This window comes from Haladaptatus rarus, from assembly GCF_054177585.1.
This window is the reverse complement of sequence record NZ_JBPEHG010000001.1, coordinates 459,820-474,339: the sequence shown is the minus strand read 5'-3', so window position 1 is coordinate 474,339 and position 14,520 is coordinate 459,820. Positions and strand designations below refer to the sequence as shown.

Here is a 14,520-nt window from a genome sequence, read left to right as displayed (position 1 = left end):
TTTGTTATGCGTTCATTTCGCTCCTCGTAGACCGGTCGTACTGCCGGATTTCGCTCGAGAATCTGTTCCCCCGATGTGATATTCAATGCCACATTTCCTATCGTCCATCGCGCGTGACCGACTGTGAGTATATATCTGGGGGTCGTCGTCACCATCCACGAGTTCTCATCTCCGACGTTCTACTGCTCTCGCTGACATCGGCCACCACGTTTAAATTCGGTTCTCTCTTCGGGGACAGAATCGGTACCTATATAAATAATCAAGACAGCATTGAATCTGCAATGGCACGCGACGAGACGGTACGCGAGTAAGGGCACACTCTGGTGTTAGAGTCGTTCGCACCCATCTGTTCCTCCAACAGCTCTGGCGAGGTCTCTCTGTGATGCGGCGGGAACCATCGAGCGGTAAGGTTTCGTTTCCGACGGACTCATCATCGCTCTTCTGCAGTTGCCGCGCCACTAAATACATTTAAATTGTCTGTATTGCATTGAGTCCGAATCGTAACCTACTTAAATTGGTAATGTGGCATTGAACTCATGGCACGCGACGAAGCGGCACGCGATTCCCCAGACGACGGTCTATTGAACCGGCGTTCGTACCTAAAGTTCGCTGGCGCGACGGCAGCATCGATCGCAGCGACAGGCGTTGCGACCGCGGAGAACTACAGGACGATCACTGTCCCAGCAGGTGAGACGAAGATCATCGACATCGGCGACGGCGAAACCTTCGAGAACGTTCTCATCGACATGACTGCTGACGGCGCCTCGGCGCTTATGCGTACGAGCGGCTCCGGATGGACGATCCGGAACGTCGGATTCGAAGGTATCCACCCAGGCGACCACTACCTGCTTAATCCCGGTGTCTCCGACCCGAACGGTTCCGGACTCGTGGAGAACGTCTACATGGGTGACGGGCAGGTCGCTGGCTCCGACAGTGGCGGTGTCTGGGTCAACGCGAACCTCCCCCACCGTGGCACGATCACCTTCCGCAACGTCCACGTCGCGGGAATGATCGACAACGGCCTGTACGGTTCCGGACCGGGCGCGCAGGGATACGGCGGCAACCTCCACGTCGAATCGTCGTATTTCAAAGGTAACACCATCTCGAACGTCCGTCTCAACGCGAAAGAACGACCGTGCACGGTCACGAACACGGTCGTCGACTCTCGCGGCAACAAACCGTGTCGAATCGGCTGTTCCGCACCCGGTTCGACAACCACCCGCGCCGTCTGGTCGTGGTACGGCGAGACCCACCTCCGGAACTGTGACATCCTCGGCTCCATCGCCACCACCAAAGGCGGGTCGGTCACGACGACGAATACGCGAACCGGAAGCGATGCCGACCTGACGCCACCGAAAGGCGCTCCGATGACCGCAAAACAGGCCGCAAGCGGTTCGAGTGGCGGATCAGGCGGTGGTTCGAAGAGCAGCTCGGGCGGTTCGGGTGGCCGTTCGAACGGCGATTCTGGTAACCGCACCCAGCGCCTCCAGGAGAAGAAAGCGAAAGCGAAGGGCTTCCCGAACGTGCTGAGCATCTCCAGTTCGAACGTCTCGAAGCAGGCGAACTACGAGTTCCACGTCTCCGGAAAGATCTCGAAATCCACCGACCGTGGGGTGTCGAACGACGACGAGGACGCGCTCGACGAAGGCACTGCGACTGGCACGGTCGCAGGCGGCACCGACAGTTACCGGTTCGCGGGCACGCTCACGAAGTTCAGCCTCGACGGAAACGCGACCGTCTTCCTCAACGGCGAGCGCGTCACGCCGGGGAAACTCGGCCTCCAGAAGACCATCGTCATCGACGGAACTGACGCCGATGGGACCAGCACTTACTCGTTCGACGTGAGTGGGTCGGTCGCGAAGGACGGCGACCTCGGCTCGGTGAACTCGTTCGACACGATCTCCGGGACGCGAGTCGAGGGGCGAGTCGTCGACGGCAAGGACGCCTATCGGTTCTCCGGCGACCTCGAACGGCTGGAAATAGACGGCACGGCTCGAATCTGGGTCTCGGTGGGTGGGGCTCCATGAACCGGTTCCGCTGGGAACGTGTTCCATCGGACCCCGACCTCGAAGGCGACCTCGGCTACGAGATCGACGAGTGGGAAGTGATTCGCGCGAAGAAAAACGGGACCGGCCATCTGATGTTCCTCCCGAAGGACGAAGAGATGCTTCGTGACGACGCCTTCATCCTCGCGGAATCAGACGCGGTCTGCAACGTCGAACACCGGCAGTAACCCCGGTCACCGGCAGTAAAGCCGACTATCGACGGTGGTCACTGCCCTTCGACACGCCTGATCTCCGGCGGCGTCCCTCGGACGGTCCGCCGCCGGTAGTAGAGATACTGGCCGATCGCCGAGACCCCGTACGCGGTCAAGATTATCGTCGCGGCGATGAGACCAGAGAGGAGTGAAAGCGGGTAGATCTCGAACCACACGCCGACGATGAGCAGGATGCTCCCGAGCGAGAGCGCGAGATAGTAGCGATCCCACGGAATCTCCGGTCGGGATACGTCGCCGAGGTAGGTGTCGAGCTCACGAGCACGCCGTGAGAGATGTACCTTCCCGGCTTCGCGTTCGTAATCGATGATTCCGGCGTCGTCGAGTTTCGGCAGATGGGTCTGGTAGAGCGAGATGTAGACGCGCTTTCGCTGTTCACTCGTCAGACCCGCCGGTGTCGTATCGTTTTCCCACGCCGCCACCTGATCGGTCAGGTCCGATAGTTCGACGGTACCCCCCTCTCGACGGAGATAGTAGAGCGCATATCGTCGGCGCGGGCTCTTCAGAACCTCGAATACCTGATCTTGTGAGAGTCCGGAACTAGCCATCGTGGAGAGAGAGAGCTTGCTGTCCGCTCATCGGAACCAATACACCCCCATTCGAGTTTGTGACCACCCTGTAGTCACAGATGCCACCACCGCATATACCGGGTATCGCCGGTTCTCCACTTTGTTACCCCGGTACTGTTTCCGGGTAGTGTCGCCATACAGCCCTCGTATCGGAGTTTACGCCGATATTTCGACTCCGTAACACTGATTACCCCGATTCAAGCGACGGTGGAACGACTAGTCTCGAACTACCACCCGCCAAGGAGCGTATAACAAAGAGGACTGGTAGGCATGGAGGGTATAACGCCTGTTCGCCGTGTTCGCGGCGGAATCGGGCTATCACGACCCAACCTATGAACTCACTACCATCCACTGACACGCCCTGCGACCCGTGTCCCCACAGGGGTGGTCGTCGATGACCGAACCGCAAAGTCGAGACCGGAACGTCCACCCGGGCGCAACGGTCGGTTACGCCTACGCGGATGACTCGACGCCGCCGGTCATCGGTGACGACGCGACCATCCGGTCAGGGACGGTCATCTACGACGACGTTACCATCGGCGACGGCTTCACGACCGGTCACGGTGCGCTCGTTCGAGAAGCGACGACCATCGGCGACGACGTGGTCGTCGGGACGAACACGGTCATCGACGGGCAGACGACTATCGGCTCGAACGTGAGCATGCAGACGAACGTCTACGTGCCGACGAACACGACCATCGGCGACCGAGTGTTCATCGGGCCTGCTGCGACGTTCACCAACGACCCCTACCCGATCCGGCGGTCTGCGGAACTCGAAGGCCCGACGCTCGAAGACGACGTCTCGGTCGGTGCGAACGCCACACTCCTGCCCGGTGTCACCATCGGAGCTGGAGCGTTCGTCGCCGCCGGTGCTGTCGTGACCGACGACGTTCCACCGGGGATGCTCGCGGTGGGCGCACCTGCGGAGCATCGTCCACTACCGGAGACGCTCGAAGGGGGGAACGACATTTGATACCTATCGCAGACCCCGAGTTGGGCGAAGCGGAGATCGAAGCAACCGTCGAGTGTCTCGAAGACGGCCAGCTTGCAGACGGCCCGGAGGTCCGGACGTTCGAAGACGAGTTCGCCGCCTTCTGCGGGACGGAGTTCGGCGTCGCTACGAGCAACGGGACGACAGCCCTCCACGCCGCCTTCGCGGCGCTCGGAATCGGCCCCGGTGACCGCGTCGTCACCTCGCCGTTCTCCTTCGTCGCCAGCGCGAACGCGATTCGACTGACCGGGGCGGAACCCGTGTTCGCCGACATCGACCCGGAGACGTACACTCTCGACCCCCACGCCGTGGAGGTGGCCGTCCGTGAACACGATGCAGACGCCATCCTCGCGGTACATCTCTACGGGCTTCCGGCGGAGATGGGCCACCTCCAGGACATCGCCGAGACACACGACCTCGCGCTGGTCGAAGACGCCGCGCAGGCACACGGCGCGGAGTTCGAGGGCCGAACGGTGGGGTCGTTCGGTGACGCGGCCTGCTTCTCTTTCTACCCGACGAAGAACATGACCACGGGGGAAGGAGGAATGGTGACGACCGACCGCCGGGACGTCGCCGAGCGCACCGCGAGTTTCGTCAACCACGGGCGACCGACTGCTGAAGGGGGGTGCAGTTCCTACGACCACGTCCGACTGGGCCACAACTTCCGGATGACGAGTATGGCGGCAGCCATCGGTCGCGTGCAGTTGTCGCGCCTGCCGAAATACAACGAGGCCAGGCGCGCCAACGCGGCTTATCTCACCGACAGCCTTCGGGATGCGTCGGTGCAGCCGCCGTACGAACCGGGCAACTGTCGGCACGTCTATCACCAGTACACCGTGCGAACGGACGACCGCGAAGGTCTGCGTACCCATCTCGAAGAGAGGGGGGTGGGGACTGGGGTGTACTATCCGACACCCATCCACGAACAGCCAGCGTACGACCACGTCGACCACAATGCTCCAGTCGCGGAACGCGTTTCGGGGGAAGTGCTCTCACTCCCGGTACATCCCGGACTGTCGAGCGCGGACGTGGAAACAATCGCTTCAGCTATCACCAGTTATGAGTGAACCGATCAACGCGGCAGTCATCGGCGTCGGAAGTATGGGTCGTCATCACGCTCGTGTCTACAGCGAACTGCCGGACGTGAAACTCGTCGGTCTCCACGACGTAGACGAAACGCAAGCGGCAGAGGTCGCCCGTGACCACGGAACGCGGGCGGTAAGCATGACGACCCTCATCGACGAAGCGGACATCGTCTCGATCGCCGTCCCGACGCCCTACCACTACGAGACGGCGCGAAAGTGCATCGAGGGAGGACTCCACATCCTCGTCGAGAAACCGTTCGTGGCCGAGGTCGACGAAGGACGCGACCTGCTCGCACGCGCAGCGGAGGCAGGCGTGACGGTACAGGTCGGCCACATCGAGCGATTCAACCCCGCGATCCGGACGCTCTCCGAGATCGTCTCCGAACTCGACATCATCGCCATCGACGCCCAGCGACTCGGCCCACCGCCAGCGGGTCGGGCGGTGGACGTGAGCGCGGTGATGGACTTGATGATTCACGACCTTGACGTCCTCCTCTCCATCGTCGACGACGATATCTCATCGGTCGCCGCGGTCGGAACGCGGGACAACCGCTACGCCAGCGCGAGCATCCAGTTCGACGGCGGTATCGTCGCAGACCTCACGGCGAGTCGGGTGACACAGGAGAAGGTGCGAAAGCTTTCCATCACGGCGGAAGACTGCCGAGTGAACGTCGATTACACCGACCAGTCGGTCGAGATCCACCGCCATTCGATGCCCGAGTACATCGAGGACAACGGTGACCTACGCTACCGCCACGAGAGCATCGTCGAACGACCGACCGTCGAGAACGGCGAACCGCTGAAGAACGAACTTCGGTCGTTCGTCCAGTGCGTGACCACGGATGGGACGCCAGTCGTCACGGGAGAAGACGGACTTCGTGTACTCGAGATCGCACAACAGATCGACGGGCTGGCGTCCGACCTGCGCGAGTCGGAGGTGCGTCTCGGGTGAGCTTGCGAGAACTCCAGACGCTCTACGCCAGCGACGCAGCCGCCGAAGACCAGCGCGAGGCGTTTCGAACCGGGGAGGTCCCGGTCGCGGTGTACGGACTCGGAAAGATGGGGCTGCCACTCGCCGCAGTGTACGCCGAGACGTGTGGCAACGTCGTCGGTGCCGATGTCGATCCGGCGGTCGTGGAGACCATCAACCGGGGCGACTGTCACGTCAAGCGCGAACCCGGTCTCGCAGACCTCGTCGCCGAGACTGTCGAATCCGGGTCGCTCCGGGCGGTCGATTCCCCGATCGAGGCGGCACAGTCGGCGTCGGTTCACGTCATCATCGTCCCGACGCCCATCACCGAGGACCACGACCCCGACCTCGGAATCCTTCGGTCAGTGGCGAGCGACATCGCCGATGGACTCGAACCGGGCGACCTCGTCGTGGTCGAATGCACGGTGCCGCCGGGGACGACCCGCGACGAACTCCTCCCCCTCCTGGAAGCAGAAAGCGGCCTCTCGCGGGACGAGTTCGGTGTCGCGGTCTGCCCCGAACGAACCTCCAGCGGGCGCGCGTTGCGGGACATCCGAGGTGCCTACCCGAAGGTCGTCGGTGGCGTGGACGACGAGAGTACTCGAGTCGCGGAACTCGTCTACGACGAACTCACCGACAACGAGGTCATCTCCGTGCCGAACGCGACCACCGCAGAGGCGGTGAAGGTGTTCGAAGGTGTCTACCGCGACGTCAACATCGCGCTGGCGAACGAACTCGCCACCATCGCCGACGACGCGGGAATCAGCGTCAATGGAGCCATCGAGACGGCGAACACCCAGCCATACTGCAACATCCACAAACCGGGGCCGGGCGTCGGGGGGCACTGCATCCCCTACTATCCGTACTTCCTCATCGAGCAGTTCGACGCCGATTTCCCGCTCCTTCGGACTGCTCGGGAGGTGAACGACTCGATGCCAGCCTTCACAGTGAGAAAAGTCGAAGATCTGCTGGCCGAGGAAGGGAAATCGGTCGCCGACTCGCGCATCCTTGTTCTCGGGCTGACCTACCGCCCAGGCGTCGAGGAGACGCGAGCGACTCCGGCCCGGCCCATCTGCGCCGACCTGACCGAGCGCGGTGCGGCAGTGTTCGCGGCCGACCCCATGCTGGACGACGCGGACGGATTCGACGCCACGAAAATTCCGATTGAAACGCTCGCAGACTACGACTTCGACGCGGCAGTGCTCGTAACCGACCACGAGGAGTTCGACGGTATCGACTGGGCTGGCTTCGACCCGATGGTGGTCGTCGACGGACGAGACGCGCTTGACCTCTCGTGGTCTGCACACCGCGTCTACACCATCGGGGGTGGCTGAATGTACGAGGGAAAGACCGTCGCGGTAGTCGTCCCGGCGTACAACGAGGAGGGATTCGTCGGTCGCGTCATCGACACCGTTCCGGAGTTCGTCGACCGCGTGTACGCCATCGACGACTGCTCGACCGACGGGACGTGGGCGGAGATCCGCGCCCACGCCGAGCGTGCAACACCGGTCGCCGATGGTGGCGCGACGAGTCGGGCGTTCGAGCAGCGAGTCGTCCCGATTCGCCACGAGGAGAATCGAGGCGTCGGCGCGGCCATCAAGACCGGGTACTGTCGCGCCCGCGAAGACGATATCGACGTGACGGCGGTGATGGCAGGTGACGGGCAGATGGATCCCGAAAAGCTGTCCCGCATCATCCAACCGGTCGTGGACGGGCGTGCCGACTACGCCAAGGGCAACCGCCTCTCGGCCCCCGAATTCCGGAGAGGGATGTCGGCGTGGCGAAGTTTCGGCAACTGGCTGCTGACCTTCCTCACGAAGGTGGCCAGCGGCTACTGGGGGATGGTCGATCCGCAGAACGGTTACACCGCTATCTCCGGACGAGCCTTGTCGGCGATCGACATCGAAGCCGTGTACGACGATTACGGCTTCGCCAACGCCCTGCTGGTCAGACTGAACGTCCACGACATGCGGGTCGCCGACGTGGCGATGCCAGCCGTGTACGGCGACGAGCAGAGCACCATCCGGTACTCGACGTTCGTCCCGAAGCTCTCGGCCCTGCTCCTGTGGGGATTCCTCTGGCGACTGAAGGCGAAGTACATCGTTCGGGATTTCCACCCACTCACCTTCCTGTACGGACTCGGAGCGGTGGGAACTGGCGCGGGCCTCCTTTCCGTGCTTCGCAGCCGGCGTGAGAACTGCGATGGCCTGACCGCGATGCTGCTCGGCGGAACGTGTCTCGCGCTTGCGATGGTGTTCGACCGGGTAGAAACCGAGGGGCTGGAGGTGCGTGACGAATGAAGGTTCTCACCGTGGTCGGCGCACGCCCGCAGTTCGTGAAAGCCGCCTCCGTCTCGCGGGAACTTCGGCGCGAGCACGAGGAGGTGCTCGTCCACACCGGTCAGCACTACGACGACGAACTCTCGGCAGTGTTCTTCGAAGAGCTCGACATCCCGCGACCGGACTACAATCTGGGCGTCGGTTCGGACTCGCACGGGAGACAGACCGCCGCGATGCTCGCCGGTCTCGAAGCGCGGATCGAAGACGAATCACCGGACGCGGTGCTCGTCTACGGCGACACCAACTCTACGCTCGCGGCGGCCATCGCAGCGTCGAAGATGGAACCGCCGCTCGCGCACGTAGAGGCCGGAATGCGGAGCGGAAGCGACATTCCGGAAGAGACGAACCGGGTGCTCACCGACCACGCCGCAGATCTCCTGCTCGCACCGTCGCCGGACGCGCTAGATAATCTCGCCGACGAAGGAATCTCGGAGGGTGTCCACTTCACGGGCGACGTGGGCTACGACGCCTTGCTCTGGGCGCGAGAGCGCGCCGACCGAAGCGTCCTCTCGGATTTCGGCGTCGCTGACGCGGAGTTCGTCCTCGCCACGGTTCATCGGGACACGAACACGGACAACCCGGAGCGCCTCGAAGCCATCGTGGATGCGTTGGCGGACGAACCGCGCCCAATCGTCCTTCCGGCACATCCCCGAACCGTCGAGTGCCTCAAAGAGTTCGGGTTGCACGAGCGAGCGACGGCTGACCTGACGCTGACCGAACCGGTCGGCTACCGCCAGTTCGTCGCCTTGCTCGACGCAGCGACAGTCGTTGCGACAGATTCGGGGGGCGTTCAGAAGGAGGCCTTCTTCCTCGATACGCCCTGTGTCACCCTCCGCGAGGAGACTGAGTGGGTCGAGACGGTCGAAAGCGACTGGAACACGTTGGTCGGTGCCGACGGGAACGCGATTCGGACGGCGCTCGCCGGTGCAACGACACCCGACGAGAAGCCCACGCCCTACGGCGACGGGAACGCGGCCAAACGGATCGTGGAGGTGCTCGCCAATGCTTCCAGGCTATGAGTTCGAACTCTGTCTCACGCACGACGTCGACCGACCGTACAAGGGACTGCAAGCGCCCTACTACGCAGTTGCGGACAGGAATCCGCGACATCTCAAATCGCTGCTGCCGGGGGTCAACCCGTGGTGGCAGTTCGAGGAGATCATGGAACTCGAAGATTCGCTCGGTGTGCGGTCAGCGTTCTACTTCCTGCAAGAGGAGTCCATCTTCCAGAAACCGCCGAGACAGTGGCTCACATCGCGGTACTGGATCGAACATTTCGGTCGGTACGACCTGTTCGATACCGACATCCTCGACGTGCTCCACGAACTGGACGACGGCGGCTGGGAGGTCGGTCTTCACGGGTCGTACGACTCCTACGACGATCCGGACGCACTCCGCGAACAGAAGGCAGCACTGGAGGCCGCGCTGGGCCACCGGATTCGCGGTGGTCGCCAGCACCACCTCAACCGTGCTAAGTCGACGTGGGAACACCACGCGGCCATCGGTCTCGACTACGATGCGTCGCTCGGGTCGAGTGTGGACTGTGGGTTCCAGCACGGCTACGAGGTGAAACGACCCTTCGACGACGACTTCCTCGTCTTCCCGCTCACGATAATGGACATCGCGGTTCCGGATCCTGGAACCGACTTCGACCGCGCGTGGGAGACGTGCGAACGACTGCTCGACGAGGCGGCGGACAACGACGCTGTGATGACCGTCCTCTGGCATCCGCGGATGTTCGCCGACGAGTTCCCCGGTCATCGCCGTCTGTACCGTCGACTGATCGAATCTGCACTCGACAAGGGGGCGTGGGTCGGCCCGCCAAGCGATCTCTACGATCTGCTCCCCGATTCTCATCGACCCGCAACGAACACGCCCGGCCTACGACGGTCGTAGCCCGTCCCTGCCCTGCCTCGGAACGACCCTTCTCACGGACAGGCAGGGGATAACAAAGTGAAAACCGACGTTATCGACTGGCGAGACGACGAATGAGAGTCGAACGATTAGACCTCACAGAATGGGACGACGCACTCCCCTCGCACGGGTTCGAGGTGTTTCATCAGCCAGCGGCACTGGCAGCCATCGAGCGCCACACGGCGGGTGAACTCCGTCTGTACGGGGGATTCAAAGGACAGCAAGCGATCGCTCTCCTTCCGGTCGTCGTCCGGGATGGGCCGCTCGGGACTGCCGCCCTGTCGCCACCGCCGGGGATGGCGATACCGCGACTCGGGCCGATACTGATGCCGACGAGTCCGAAACGGCGAAAACAGGAGAAAGTCAACCGCGAGTTCACCCAGGAAGTACTCGACAGGATTCGAACCGATTATACGGCACAGCTCGCACGAGTCGGGTTCGACTCCCCGGTCGCCCAGCGCGTGGGCGAGCAGATGGAGTCCGGACTCACCCTGTTCCGGATGCTCTGTGGTACGGAGTACGGTGACCCTCGTCCCTACGTCTGGGGTGACCTGAACGTCGAGCCGTTCTTCACGTACCACCTGCAGCTCGAATCGACCACGACGGACGCCGTCATGAAATCGTTCAGCAAGAGCCTTCGGCGTGAGATTCGGGACGCGAAGGAGCTCGACGTGACCGTTACGCGCGAAGGAATCGACGGGGCACGAGCAGTGTACGAAGACACCGTGGCCCGATACGAAGAACAGGGCGAGACGCTCGGCCTCTCGTGGGAGTACGTCCGTGACCTCTGGGAGGGTCTCGACGACCACGCCCAGACCTACGTCGCCCGCGATTCGTCCGGTAACTATCTGAGCGGCATCACCACCCTCTACTCGAACGATGCGGCGTACTTCTGGCAGGGTGGTGCCCGCGCCGTCTACGAAGGGACGAGCGTGAACAGCCTCGTCCACTGGCGGATCATCGAAGATATCGTCGATGGGTCGCCGGTCGAATCGGTATCGACCTACGACCTGATGGGGGCGAACACGGAACGACTCTGTCGGTACAAGGCGAAGTTCGGTGCCGACCTCGTCCCCTACTATCTCGTCGAATCGAGTGGGAAAACGATGGACGCAGCCAAACGAGCCTACGAGTTCGTCAGGGGATGAAGTACCTCTTTTTCACCAACACGCCGGCACACGTCCATCTCTATCGATACGCGATAGAGCGACTCCGGGAGCGAGGCCACGACGTGCTCGTTCTCGGGCGTGATTACGGCTGTACCCGTGCCCTGCTGGAGTACTACGACCTCCCGCACGAGATTTACGGCGCGTGTGATACGACGAAGTTCTCGCTGTTCCGCGAACTGCCGGAGCATTACTACGAGATCTTCCGGCGTACTCGACGGTACCAGCCGGATCTCATCTTCGGTGTCGGCTCTTACGCGGCCCACGCCGGGGCCGTCTCGCGTACGCCAGTCGTCGTCGTCGCGGATTCGGAGCCGACGACCATCGATCACCTCGCGGCCCGTCCATTCGTCGATACGTTCCTCACGCCCCACACGTTCGGCAAAGATCTCGGGGAGAACCATTACGAGTTTGACGGGTTCAAGGAACTCGCCTACCTCCACCCCGACGTGTACGAAGCCGATCCGACGATCAGAGAGCGACTCGGCGTCGGCCCGCGTGAGGAGTTCGCTATCGTTCGGTTCAACGCCTTCGGGTCGCATCACGACCTGGGACACTCCGGATTCTCGCCAGCGAAACGGCGACAGCTCGTCTCCGCGCTCGCTGACCACGTCACGGTTTTCGTCTCGGACGAAGGCGGCGGTCCTGCACCCGGTGATGCTCGGGAGTTCGACCTCCATCCCGCCCTGCTTCACGATGCGTTGGCAGAGGCGTCGTTGCTGGTCGCGGACACGCAGACGATGGTAACGGAGGCGGCACTGCTCGGTACACCAGCGATCCGGTCGAACTCCTTCGTCGGCGAGTCGGACATGGGAAACTTCCTCGAACTCGAACGCGAGGGTCTCATCGACAACCTGCGTGCGTTCGAGGACGTACTTGCACGGTCGCTCGCCCTCCTCGCCGACGACGGGGCGAAAGACCGCCTCCGGGAACGCCGCGATGCGTACCTCGCGGACAAGGTGAACCTCACCGAGATCATCGTCGACGTCGCTACGAACGCCGAACCCGCTGGCGAACCGATGGCGCGAGTCGAGGCGGTGACGAGACGATGAACGGTGATCATCTGGGCGGTCGGCGTGGTCGTTTGGGAGGTCGCCGGTATGACCTCCCTATCGCGTGCAGCGGCCCGATAAAGCGGCGGATAACAAAGGCTATCTCGGGAGAGTCTTCCGCTACTGTGTCGAGAGGATCCATCAAATCGAGCGCCAGCACCAGTTCGATTCGAGTGCTGAACCTCGTGACGAACACCGACGCCCGCTTCTTTCGGGAACAAGTGCGGGTGCTCCGTGAGCAGGGCGTCTCGGGAGAGACTCTCGCGCCACCGGGAACACACAGAGCACGCAAATCCGTCACGCGGCGGTCGGCGACCGACTACCTGCGTTTCTTCCCGACCGTCTTCCGAAACGCTCTCGGCGATTACGACCTCATCCACGCGAACTACGGGCTTACCGCGCCGATGGCGCTGGCTCAACTTCGCTTGCCGGTCGTGCTCTCGCTGTGGGGGTCCGACCTCCTCGGCGAGTACGGCTGGCTGAGCAAGGAATGCGCACGCCACTGTGACGCCGTCATCGTGATGTCCGAGGAGATGGCGAGCGAACTCGACGGGCCATGTCACGTCGTTCCACACGGGGTCAACCTGTCGCGGTTCGAACCCCAGTCGAAGCGCGAAGCCCGTGACGAGGTCGGCTGGAGCCGAGACGGAAAGCACGTCCTCTTTCCGTATCCACCATCCCGCGAGGTGAAGGATTTCCCTCGGGCGGAGCGAGTGGTGGCCGCCGCTGCAGGGGAGGTGTCGGGGGCGGTCGAACTCCAGAGCGTCTACGGCGTCCCACACGACGAGATGGCGACCTACTACAACGCTGCCGACGTGCTCTTGCTCCCGTCGAAGAGCGAGGGGTCGCCGAACTCCGTCAAGGAGGCGATGGCCTGTAATCTGCCGGTCGTGACGACGAACGTCGGCGACGTGGCGGACCGCCTGTCGGGGGTATCACCCGCACACGTCTGTCGCTCGGACGACGAACTCGTGGCAGGGTTGGTCGATGTCCTCGCCGATCCTCGTCGGTCGAATGGACGCGAGAACGTCCGCGATCTGAGTCTCGAACGCATGGGAGAACGAATCCACGAAGTCTATCAAACCGTCCTCTGATGCACGTCATCGTCACAATCCAGCATCCGGCACACGTCCACTTCTACCGGCACATCATCGCCGCGTTAGAAGAGCGAGGACACGACGTTCACGTCTTCGCCCGAGACAAGGACATCGCGCTCGACCTGCTCGACCGATACGGTATCGAGCACACCGTTCTCGCCGGAAAGGCGGATTCACTCGCCGGACTGGCGCGGGTGCAGGCCACCTACGAAGCGCGGTTACTCCGCGAAGCCTTGCGTATCCGACCGGACGTGATGACCGCCATCGGTGGTGTCGCCGTCTCGCACGTCGCCCCGTTGGTCGGCGCACAGAGCGTGGTCTGGATCGACAACGAAGGTGCCCAATCACATCGAATCACGACGCCGCTCGCACACGTCGTCTGCACCCCCCGTCGGTTCCGCGACGACTACGGTGAGAACCACGTTCGCTACGACGGCTATCACGAACTCGCCTACCTCCATCCCGAACGTTTCACGCCGAACCCCGATGGACTCCGGAAGCATGGCGTCCAGCCGAACGAGCGCTACTTCCTGGTTCGCTTTCGACAGTGGTCGGCACTGCACGACGTCGGAGAGAACGGCTTCTCGCGCGAGGCCAAACGCGATCTCGTCTCGTTTCTCGACGACCACGGCGAGGTGTACGTCACCAGCGAGTCGCCGCTTCCCGCCGAGTTCGCGGAGTATCAGCTCCCGGTGCCACCTCATCTCGTCCACGACCTGCTCGCGTTCGCCGACCTCTACGTCGGCGACTCGGCGACGATGGCGACCGAGGCCGCCGTCCTCGGGACGCCCGCAGTGCGTGCTCAATCGTTCGCAGGGTCGGACGACATGACCAACTTCCTCGAACTGGCCGAATACGGCCTGCTCTACTCGACGGCTGACGACCGCGAGGCGGTCAGGAAAGCGAAATCGCTCGTCCACTCTGCCGACCGCGAGACGTTCCAACGCCGGAGAGAACGGCTTCTCACGGACAAGATCGACGTCGCTGGCTACGCGACCGAACTGCTGGTTCGTGCCGGGCGAAATCAGGAAGTCCATAACAAAGGGTGAAACGAGCGACGCC

14 protein-coding genes are annotated in these 14,520 nt (G+C 62.8%); 13 read left to right on the top strand and 1 reads right to left on the bottom strand.

Annotated features, from left to right (window positions below; genetic code table 11):
* Nucleotides 1-536: 536 nt before the first annotated feature.
* Both ACR3FE_RS02605 and ACR3FE_RS02600 read left to right on the top strand, forming a co-directional pair.
* The gene (locus tag ACR3FE_RS02605; RefSeq protein ID WP_458205202.1) at nt 537-2,027 is read left to right on the top strand and encodes a hypothetical protein; all 1,491 of its coding nucleotides are present in this window, start codon (nt 537-539) and stop codon (nt 2,025-2,027) included.
* A complete protein-coding gene (locus ACR3FE_RS02600) occupies nt 2,024-2,233 on the top strand; it encodes a hypothetical protein (protein ID WP_458205201.1) in 210 nt (69 codons plus the stop codon). The genes ACR3FE_RS02605 and ACR3FE_RS02600 overlap by 4 nt, the downstream gene beginning before the upstream one ends.
* A gap of 38 nt (nt 2,234-2,271) precedes the next feature.
* Here ACR3FE_RS02600 and ACR3FE_RS02595 read toward each other — a convergent pair whose 3' ends face one another.
* Nucleotides 2,272-2,823, bottom strand: coding sequence for a DUF7344 domain-containing protein (locus tag ACR3FE_RS02595; RefSeq protein WP_458205199.1), 552 nt, complete (start codon nt 2,821-2,823; stop codon nt 2,272-2,274).
* A gap of 415 nt (nt 2,824-3,238) precedes the next feature.
* On the opposite strand from ACR3FE_RS02595, the gene ACR3FE_RS02590 reads away from it, so the two are divergent.
* The 11 genes from ACR3FE_RS02590 (at nt 3,239) to ACR3FE_RS02540 (ending at nt 14,507) form a co-directional block, all read left to right on the top strand.
* Nucleotides 3,239-3,817 carry an acyltransferase gene (locus ACR3FE_RS02590; RefSeq protein ID WP_458205197.1) on the top strand — a complete coding sequence of 193 codons (579 nt, stop codon included), beginning with the start codon at nt 3,239-3,241 and terminating at the stop codon, nt 3,815-3,817.
* Nucleotides 3,814-4,902, top strand: coding sequence for a DegT/DnrJ/EryC1/StrS family aminotransferase (locus ACR3FE_RS02585; RefSeq protein WP_458205195.1), 1,089 nt, complete (start codon nt 3,814-3,816; stop codon nt 4,900-4,902). Before ACR3FE_RS02590 ends, ACR3FE_RS02585 begins: the two co-directional genes overlap by 4 nt.
* Complete coding sequence (locus ACR3FE_RS02580) at nt 4,895-5,872, top strand: Gfo/Idh/MocA family oxidoreductase (protein WP_458205193.1); 978 nt, start codon at nt 4,895-4,897, stop codon at nt 5,870-5,872. Before ACR3FE_RS02585 ends, ACR3FE_RS02580 begins: the two co-directional genes overlap by 8 nt.
* Nucleotides 5,869-7,224 carry a nucleotide sugar dehydrogenase gene (locus tag ACR3FE_RS02575; protein WP_458205192.1) on the top strand — a complete coding sequence of 452 codons (1,356 nt, stop codon included), beginning with the start codon at nt 5,869-5,871 and terminating at the stop codon, nt 7,222-7,224. Before ACR3FE_RS02580 ends, ACR3FE_RS02575 begins: the two co-directional genes overlap by 4 nt.
* Complete coding sequence (locus ACR3FE_RS02570) at nt 7,225-8,190, top strand: glycosyltransferase family 2 protein (RefSeq protein WP_458205190.1); 966 nt, start codon at nt 7,225-7,227, stop codon at nt 8,188-8,190.
* Nucleotides 8,187-9,248, top strand: a complete 1,062-nt coding sequence (gene wecB / locus ACR3FE_RS02565; protein ID WP_458205189.1) for a non-hydrolyzing UDP-N-acetylglucosamine 2-epimerase — start codon at nt 8,187-8,189, stop codon at nt 9,246-9,248. Before ACR3FE_RS02570 ends, wecB begins: the two co-directional genes overlap by 4 nt.
* Nucleotides 9,232-10,125, top strand: coding sequence for a polysaccharide deacetylase family protein (locus tag ACR3FE_RS02560; protein WP_458205188.1), 894 nt, complete (start codon nt 9,232-9,234; stop codon nt 10,123-10,125). The genes wecB and ACR3FE_RS02560 overlap by 17 nt, the downstream gene beginning before the upstream one ends.
* Before the next feature lie 92 nt (nt 10,126-10,217).
* Nucleotides 10,218-11,291, top strand: a complete 1,074-nt coding sequence (locus ACR3FE_RS02555; RefSeq protein ID WP_458205186.1) for a lipid II:glycine glycyltransferase FemX — start codon at nt 10,218-10,220, stop codon at nt 11,289-11,291.
* Nucleotides 11,288-12,361 carry a hypothetical protein gene (locus ACR3FE_RS02550; protein ID WP_458205184.1) on the top strand — a complete coding sequence of 358 codons (1,074 nt, stop codon included), beginning with the start codon at nt 11,288-11,290 and terminating at the stop codon, nt 12,359-12,361. The genes ACR3FE_RS02555 and ACR3FE_RS02550 overlap by 4 nt, the downstream gene beginning before the upstream one ends.
* A gap of 167 nt (nt 12,362-12,528) precedes the next feature.
* Entirely contained in the window at nt 12,529-13,455 is a 927-nt protein-coding gene (locus ACR3FE_RS02545; RefSeq protein WP_458205998.1) for a glycosyltransferase, read from the top strand.
* A complete protein-coding gene (locus ACR3FE_RS02540) occupies nt 13,455-14,507 on the top strand; it encodes a DUF354 domain-containing protein (protein WP_458205183.1) in 1,053 nt (350 codons plus the stop codon). The genes ACR3FE_RS02545 and ACR3FE_RS02540 overlap by 1 nt, the downstream gene beginning before the upstream one ends.
* Nucleotides 14,508-14,520: the final 13 nt, after the last annotated feature.

Bases quoted from the DNA above. Each gene is read 5' to 3' on its own strand.
- ACR3FE_RS02605 (WP_458205202.1), top strand. From the start codon at position 537: ATGGCACGCGACGAAGCGGCACGCGATTCCCCAGACGACGGTCTATTG.
- ACR3FE_RS02600 (WP_458205201.1), top strand. From the start codon at position 2,024: ATGAACCGGTTCCGCTGGGAACGTGTTCCATCGGACCCCGACCTCGAA.
- ACR3FE_RS02595 (WP_458205199.1), bottom strand. From the start codon at position 2,823: ATGGCTAGTTCCGGACTCTCACAAGATCAGGTATTCGAGGTTCTGAAG.
- ACR3FE_RS02590 (WP_458205197.1), top strand. From the start codon at position 3,239: ATGACCGAACCGCAAAGTCGAGACCGGAACGTCCACCCGGGCGCAACG.
- ACR3FE_RS02580 (WP_458205193.1), top strand. From the start codon at position 4,895: ATGAGTGAACCGATCAACGCGGCAGTCATCGGCGTCGGAAGTATGGGT.
- ACR3FE_RS02570 (WP_458205190.1), top strand. From the start codon at position 7,225: ATGTACGAGGGAAAGACCGTCGCGGTAGTCGTCCCGGCGTACAACGAG.
- wecB (WP_458205189.1), top strand. From the start codon at position 8,187: ATGAAGGTTCTCACCGTGGTCGGCGCACGCCCGCAGTTCGTGAAAGCC.
- ACR3FE_RS02560 (WP_458205188.1), top strand. From the start codon at position 9,232: ATGCTTCCAGGCTATGAGTTCGAACTCTGTCTCACGCACGACGTCGAC.
- ACR3FE_RS02555 (WP_458205186.1), top strand. From the start codon at position 10,218: ATGAGAGTCGAACGATTAGACCTCACAGAATGGGACGACGCACTCCCC.
- ACR3FE_RS02550 (WP_458205184.1), top strand. From the start codon at position 11,288: ATGAAGTACCTCTTTTTCACCAACACGCCGGCACACGTCCATCTCTAT.
- ACR3FE_RS02540 (WP_458205183.1), top strand. From the start codon at position 13,455: ATGCACGTCATCGTCACAATCCAGCATCCGGCACACGTCCACTTCTAC.